General features: G+C 35.3%; 7 protein-coding genes. 4 read left to right on the forward strand and 3 right to left on the reverse strand.

The genetic code is table 11. The features are described 5' to 3' along the window. Positions 1–110 precede the first annotated feature (110 nt). The 3 genes from C9J34_RS11505 (at position 111) to C9J34_RS11515 (ending at position 1,998) form a co-directional block, all read left to right on the forward strand. The gene (locus C9J34_RS11505; RefSeq protein ID WP_107840018.1) at positions 111–656 is read left to right on the forward strand and encodes a PadR family transcriptional regulator; all 546 of its coding nucleotides are present in this window, start codon (positions 111–113) and stop codon (positions 654–656) included. Positions 657–659: 3 nt separating this feature from the next. Further along, positions 660–1,136 carry a DUF4188 domain-containing protein gene (locus C9J34_RS11510; protein WP_107840019.1) on the forward strand — a complete coding sequence of 159 codons (477 nt, stop codon included), beginning with the start codon at positions 660–662 and terminating at the stop codon, positions 1,134–1,136. A gap of 124 nt (positions 1,137–1,260) precedes the next feature. Next, complete coding sequence (locus tag C9J34_RS11515; protein WP_238600634.1) at positions 1,261–1,998, forward strand: class I SAM-dependent methyltransferase; 738 nt, start codon at positions 1,261–1,263, stop codon at positions 1,996–1,998. Positions 1,999–2,049: 51 nt separating this feature from the next. Here the strand turns inward: C9J34_RS11515 and C9J34_RS11520 are convergent, their stop codons facing one another. Further along, positions 2,050–3,369, reverse strand: a complete 1,320-nt coding sequence (locus tag C9J34_RS11520; protein WP_107840021.1) for an amidohydrolase family protein — start codon at positions 3,367–3,369, stop codon at positions 2,050–2,052. A 96-nt stretch (positions 3,370–3,465) separates the two neighbouring features. Between C9J34_RS11520 and C9J34_RS11525 the strand changes: the two genes are divergently transcribed. Beyond that, positions 3,466–4,701 carry a helix-turn-helix domain-containing protein gene (locus tag C9J34_RS11525; RefSeq protein ID WP_107840022.1) on the forward strand — a complete coding sequence of 412 codons (1,236 nt, stop codon included), beginning with the start codon at positions 3,466–3,468 and terminating at the stop codon, positions 4,699–4,701. A 45-nt stretch (positions 4,702–4,746) separates the two neighbouring features. On the opposite strand, the gene C9J34_RS11530 is transcribed toward C9J34_RS11525, so the two are convergent. Together C9J34_RS11530 and C9J34_RS11535 are read right to left on the reverse strand one after the other, a co-directional pair. After that, entirely contained in the window at positions 4,747–4,995 is a 249-nt protein-coding gene (locus tag C9J34_RS11530; RefSeq protein WP_107840023.1) for a hypothetical protein, read from the reverse strand. Between the two features lie 684 nt (positions 4,996–5,679). Further along, complete coding sequence (locus tag C9J34_RS11535) at positions 5,680–6,114, reverse strand: hypothetical protein (protein ID WP_107840024.1); 435 nt, start codon at positions 6,112–6,114, stop codon at positions 5,680–5,682. Positions 6,115–6,173 lie beyond the last annotated feature (59 nt).

Genomic DNA, 6,173 nt, shown 5'->3' on the forward strand with positions numbered 1-6,173 from the left:
GGTGAAGATACCCTATCTATTAACATCTTTTTACCTAAAACTTGTATTTCTAAGCCGTATCAATTATTATATATCTAAATGATACATATCTTTTAGATAGGTGGAGCGCTATGACAAAATACAATGACACGACATACGCAATATTAGGCATACTGACAACTGAATGTAAATCAGGTTATGCGATTAAACAGTTAATTGATCGAAGCTTAAATCACTTTTGGAAAATTAGTTATGGGCAAATTTATCCAACCCTTAAATTAATTTCTCAGGAAGGATTAGCAGAAATTCGTACATCCTCAAGCAATGGAAGACCTGAAAAAAACGAATATTATTTAACAAAAAAAGGACTAGACGTATTAAAAAATTGGCTAGAACAGCCTATTGAACATTTCCCAGCAGAGCGCAATGAAGTTTTACTTAAATTATTTTTTGGTCACTATCAATCGTATGAAAGACAAGTATTGTTGCTTCAAAAATATAAAGAAGCACTTGAAATACGCTATCAAACATATATCACGATTGAGCAAGCAATTCAGCAGGATACAAGCAAGGATTCGATGTATTGGCTGATTACATTAGACTATGGAAAAAGAACAACACATGCTGCAATCGAGTGGTGTGATTGTACGCTTGAAAAACTTAAGAAGGAGGAATAAAGCATGGCTAGCAAAGTTTATGCAGGACGTTATACAATTGACAATACAGAAGATATGGTTGTTTTTATTATTGGTATGCGTGTGAACAATCGGCTTGCCGTTCATAAATGGTTCCCTGTATTCAAAGCGATGCCTGGTATGATTAAGGAGCTTTATACAAATAAAGAAGAGCTCGGTTTTTTATCAATGGAAAGTTATTTTGGTCTGAAAACAACGACAATGATTCAATATTGGCGCTCTCTTGAAGACTTGCTTGCTTATGCAAAAAATGAAAAACATTTAACGGCATGGAAGCAATTCAATCAAAAGGCACATAGCAATGATGCAGTGGGTATTTACCATGAAACCTATCAAATCAGTAAAGGCACGTATGAATCAATTTATGTAAATATGCCACATTATGGATTAGGAAAAGCGTTATCACATATACCTGTTACTAGTGAAAAGAGTTCTGCACGAAAACGACTTCAAAAACAATAGAGATACAAACATATGCCAGACGAATTATTTGTAAAGAATATGGAGGGATTTTAAATGGGCTTATTATATCTAATTTCAGTCCTTTAATGCCAACACATTAAAGGAGGAAACTACATTGCAATGGATGAACCAATTTTATAAAAACCAATTTTTATTTTTGAAATCAAGTGTTGAAAATATACCTACTGCTTATTTTGAGCGAGAGGCACAAAAAATTACAGAGCAAGTTGGAAGACCTTTTGAAACAGTGCTTGAGCTTGGCGCTGGCATGGGCAATATTGCGAATCAGCTTTCGCTATTGGGTAAAGAAGTTACGACGATTGAACTTGTTAAAGAGTTGACGGAGCATGCCCAAAAGCATTGTGATGAAAAAATTACTATTATTTGTGGTGATTTTTACACTATCAATATTGGTCAGCAATTCGATCTGCTACTTTATTTAGATGGCTTTGGTGTCGGTAATGATGAAGATCAGTTACGTTTATTAAAGCGTATTTATAACTGGTTATCTGACGATGGCTATGCACTTATTGATATATATGAGCCCAATTATTGGCGCGATGTTTACAAAGAAGAAATGCGTCCGAGTGAAGACACTAAAATTATTCGCCAATATAGCTTTGACGAGGAAAGCTCCCGTCTGCTCGATACTTGGTGGCATATGGATGCAAAGAATAACAAATACACACAGTCACTTGCATGCTACACAGCAGAGGAAATTTACGATATGTGCCAGCAAGCAAATTTAGAAATTGTAGCCTATTATCCAAATGGTGCAATGAATTATAAGACGTGGGCATATTACGATATTGCCCCTCTGCATCACTGTATTTCCTATCGAATTAAAATACGTAAAAAATAATGAATTTCGGAAAGCAGTTTTTAGCTGTCTTTCCGAAATTTTTTGTATAAGTTATAGCAGCTGATGTGCTTTAAATTTAGTCATCAGCTCATCAAAAAACTTTGCCTGTTGCTGAGATGATGGAATGTGTTCAAATATATCTTGCTGCTCCAATGGTCTACCACCTTTGACAACGAGATGAATATCCATTGTATTTTCAATATTTATTAGTGGATTGGCATTTAAAATGACCAGATCCGCAATCCCATTTTCTTGAATGTGCCCTAAATCTTCACGCTCCAAAGCCTTCGCAGCATTACTTGTTGCTGCTCGAATTGCTTCAATTTCCGTAAAGCCACTTTCTACAAATAGCATTAATTCGCGATGTAATGCTAGCCCCGGAAATGTGAAGATGCCTGCAGGTGTATCTGTCCCTGCAACGACTAGCCCACCTATTTGATGATACATATAAGCAATTTTTTTCGTATAGCGATACTGTATGCCTATTTGCTTTAATGCAGCTGAGTAATTGAGAAATTGCTCCCACTGATTTATCAAACCTTCATTTTTTTTGATTTTATCCATAATGGCATGCTGCGTTGTCCAATAATCCTGCAATCGATTTGCTTGATCAAAAATCATCATGGTTGGGCATAAAATAACGCCTTTATGCTTTAATTGCTGACACACTTTTGTGATTTTCTCCTCATCTGGCTTTTCCCAATCAATTGCCGCCCAAACATCCTGTGTTGCTTGCATTGTCCATTGTGGGAAAATCGCCTGTAAAATACCCGAGCCATGCTCGTTCCATTTGATACCCATATTTGCTGCATCAACGGCAGTCACAGCGGTGGCATGTATTAAATCACAGCTAACCTCTTTATTATGTTTTTTTGCCTCATCTACAACCGCCTCCATAACCCCCTTACTCAGCCATCCATATACTTTAATAAAATCGGCACCCAACTGAACCTGCCTTCTTACTTCTTGGCGCGCCACATCTTCATCATCCGTATTTAAATTGTAAGGACTTGTTTCGCCCCATAAACCTGGAGGTCCATCAATCATACGATTTGCCGAAATGATACGGGGATTGATACATTGCGGATTTTCACTCATCAACTCCTCTAACTCGATAAGACTCCCCGCTGTATTGCGCACCGTCGTCACACCAGCTGCTGTAAATAACGGTGCAAAACCATGCTTAATATGTACGTGCATGTCAATCAAACCAGGAATAATCCACTTACCCTCACAATCCACCTCTTGATAACTAGATTTTATATTTTCTGCAACCTGAATAATACGGCAATCTTTTATTACAATATCCTGCTTTATAAAAACACCAGATTCTACGTTTAATACATTTCCATTTTTCAACAACAAACACATTTTAATCACCCTCAAGTTTTAAATAAAATTTTAATACAATTAAAATTATTTGTCTATTGTAAATCAAATGCTATAATTTTAAAAGAGGTGACATAGATGATTTCATTAGGTGAAAAAATTAAGAAACGAAGAAAGCAGCTAAAGCTGACATTGAAGGAGCTAGCAGGAGATGACTTTTCATATAGCTTACTTAGCCAAATTGAGAATAATAAAGCTAAGCCATCGATGGCTACTTTACATAAATTGGCAGATAAACTATCTTTACCAATCAATGAGCTGATTAATCCTATTGAAGTAGACCGCTATCGAAATTTGCTCGTTGAATTCGAGAAGCTCATCGTCATGCCTTATGAGCGAAATCCTGAAATTGATAAAAAAATAGTCAAAGCAATTGAGCCAATCTTAGAAAATATTCAATTCAACAGCTTCGAGGAAGCCCGAATTGTGGAGCTATATGTCATTGCTTATTTTTATTTGCATAACGAATTAAAGCTAGAATTACTGCGTCATAGTATTACCTATTATGAGCAAATCGGTCTTATTAATAAAAAAATCCAGGCTCAATTATTTATTTGTAAAAGCTATATTAATCAGCAAAGCTATAATGAATGTGAAGTAATTATGCAGGAAATTTTACAGCAAATCGAGGGTGGGGAATATGTATTTGAGCCTACTGCTTTAATTGATAGCTATTATTATAAAGCCATCATTGAAGCAGCATTGGGCAACTATACATTAGCCTCCTCCTATACAAACAAATGCCTTGAACTAATGAAGCAAGCAAGCTTATATTACAAAATTGACGCTATTTATCGTTTACAACTATTACTTTATATTCAATTAAATAACACTTTCGAAGGACAAGCCAACTTACAAAGGCTTTATAACTACACGCAATTTACAAGGAATACATATGACTTCATTTATTATTCCTATAGCAAGTTCCATTTTGAAAATCGCATCCAATTAAATGAGGGTTTATCAGAGGAAATACAGCAGTTCATTAAAGAGTTTTCACAGCAACAGGATATATCATTGAGTATTTTATACAATCAGGAGCTGGCATATACATTGTGGAAAAAGGGCCTTTATGCAGAGGCATTACAGCAAGTAAAAGAATACGAAATTCCTCCATATGTTATACATCCCCTTGAACGAGCGGCTGGTTATGAGATTTTGGCGATACGAGCAGATTGCTACTATCATTTAGGTAATGAGGAACAGGCTTTTGAGGACATTGTCTATAGTAAACAGCACGTGAAGCCAATGCCAAATTCAACCTATAAAAATTTAATTTATCATATTTATGATGCTATCTTTAAGAAAAGTTAGAAGGTAGAGGGAGTGAAAAATTTTTATTTAACTCCCTCATTTTAATCAAAGCATTGGCACATACTCTTTCAAGTAAAAGCCGTTTGCTAAACGCGAGTTATGGACATTCGTAGTTGATAAAGGTACATATTTCAGTGATTTATTTCTAGTTTCCAAAATCGGCATAACTACAACAAGAGATCCCATTAAATGACCATAATTGTTTGAAGAGATAACAAATTCCCAACGTAACCCCTCTTGTTCATAATCTTTAATTGGTAAAAAATCTACTTCTATTGCCACTAAATCCCTCATTTTCCAACACTCCTATTTTTTTATTATTTGATTGCCTAAATCCACTTCCTGTCCTGGTAAATTCATTGTCCTTTTACTTTGCAACTCGCAATGGCTGCTTCTTTTTTATTTTACATGCTGTACTCTATCCTGCCTTAAAACATTTGATAACACTAATTTTAAACACAAAAAAACCGACTGCCTTTATTTTAGCACTCGATACTTTACTTTAATTTTGTTTTGTCAATCCAAGCAATGCGCTGGTTAGGCTCTCCAGCCCACACATAAACAAATCAAAACTATGATTTGTTTACAGACTACACCCTAAAACTTTTTGCCACCTGTTGGGCTGCCTTTCTTTTACTGCTCTGCAACAATACAAAGGCGAAAAAGTTTATGTCGAATCTGCCTTGTAAAAACAAGGATGTGACGACTTCCACCTCATGGGTGACTTATAAAATCAATAGATATACAAAGATTATACCACTCGTTGCCACACTCCACAAACTTTTTCCAGTTCCCCTTTACAGCGAGCCTTTCGAGCCGTGTTTCTTTTGAGCCCTTGCTAAAAAATAGCTGGCTCGAACCGAGATAGGTTAACACGGCTCCGCTCACTATAAAGGGATTACTTCGCTTGTCTGGAAAAACTTTGTTCCGCTGAATAATCTACAACCTGTTGGTATATTCCGTTACAGAAATATCTGCTTAAGGGAAATAGTATCCTGTAAAAAATCCAAAACCTTCTCGATTAATTAGATAAACTGCTCTTGTGCTTTTTTGATAAAATATATTGAAATGAGCAATACTAGTTGTTATTCCTCTTAACATAGAAGTTTTAAAATCATGTTCTCCTGCATAACCAGCTGACCTTGCAAAACTTGCACTTTGAAAGCCAGTCATCTTGTTAAGACCGCTACCCCCATCTATCTTTTGTAATCTAGGATCACGATAAAAAGGTGTAATTTCAGGTGAATTTACCAACTCAACACCAGAAGAAACAACAAATTCTGAGTTCCCTTCATTAAATAAATAATCAAAATTGTTCACTTCAACTTCTTCTGCAGAAGCCATAAAAGAATAAGATAAGCTAACAAGTAAAACAACTAAAAAAGAAAAAATCAATTTCATATTTTTACACATATTGCTATTCACTCCTTTTTATAATATAATATCACTTAAATTCTAAAAATTCAATAATA

The sequence above is a fragment of the Metasolibacillus meyeri genome (assembly GCF_003049505.1).
Lineage (GTDB): Bacteria > Bacillota > Bacilli > Bacillales_A > Planococcaceae > Metasolibacillus > Metasolibacillus meyeri.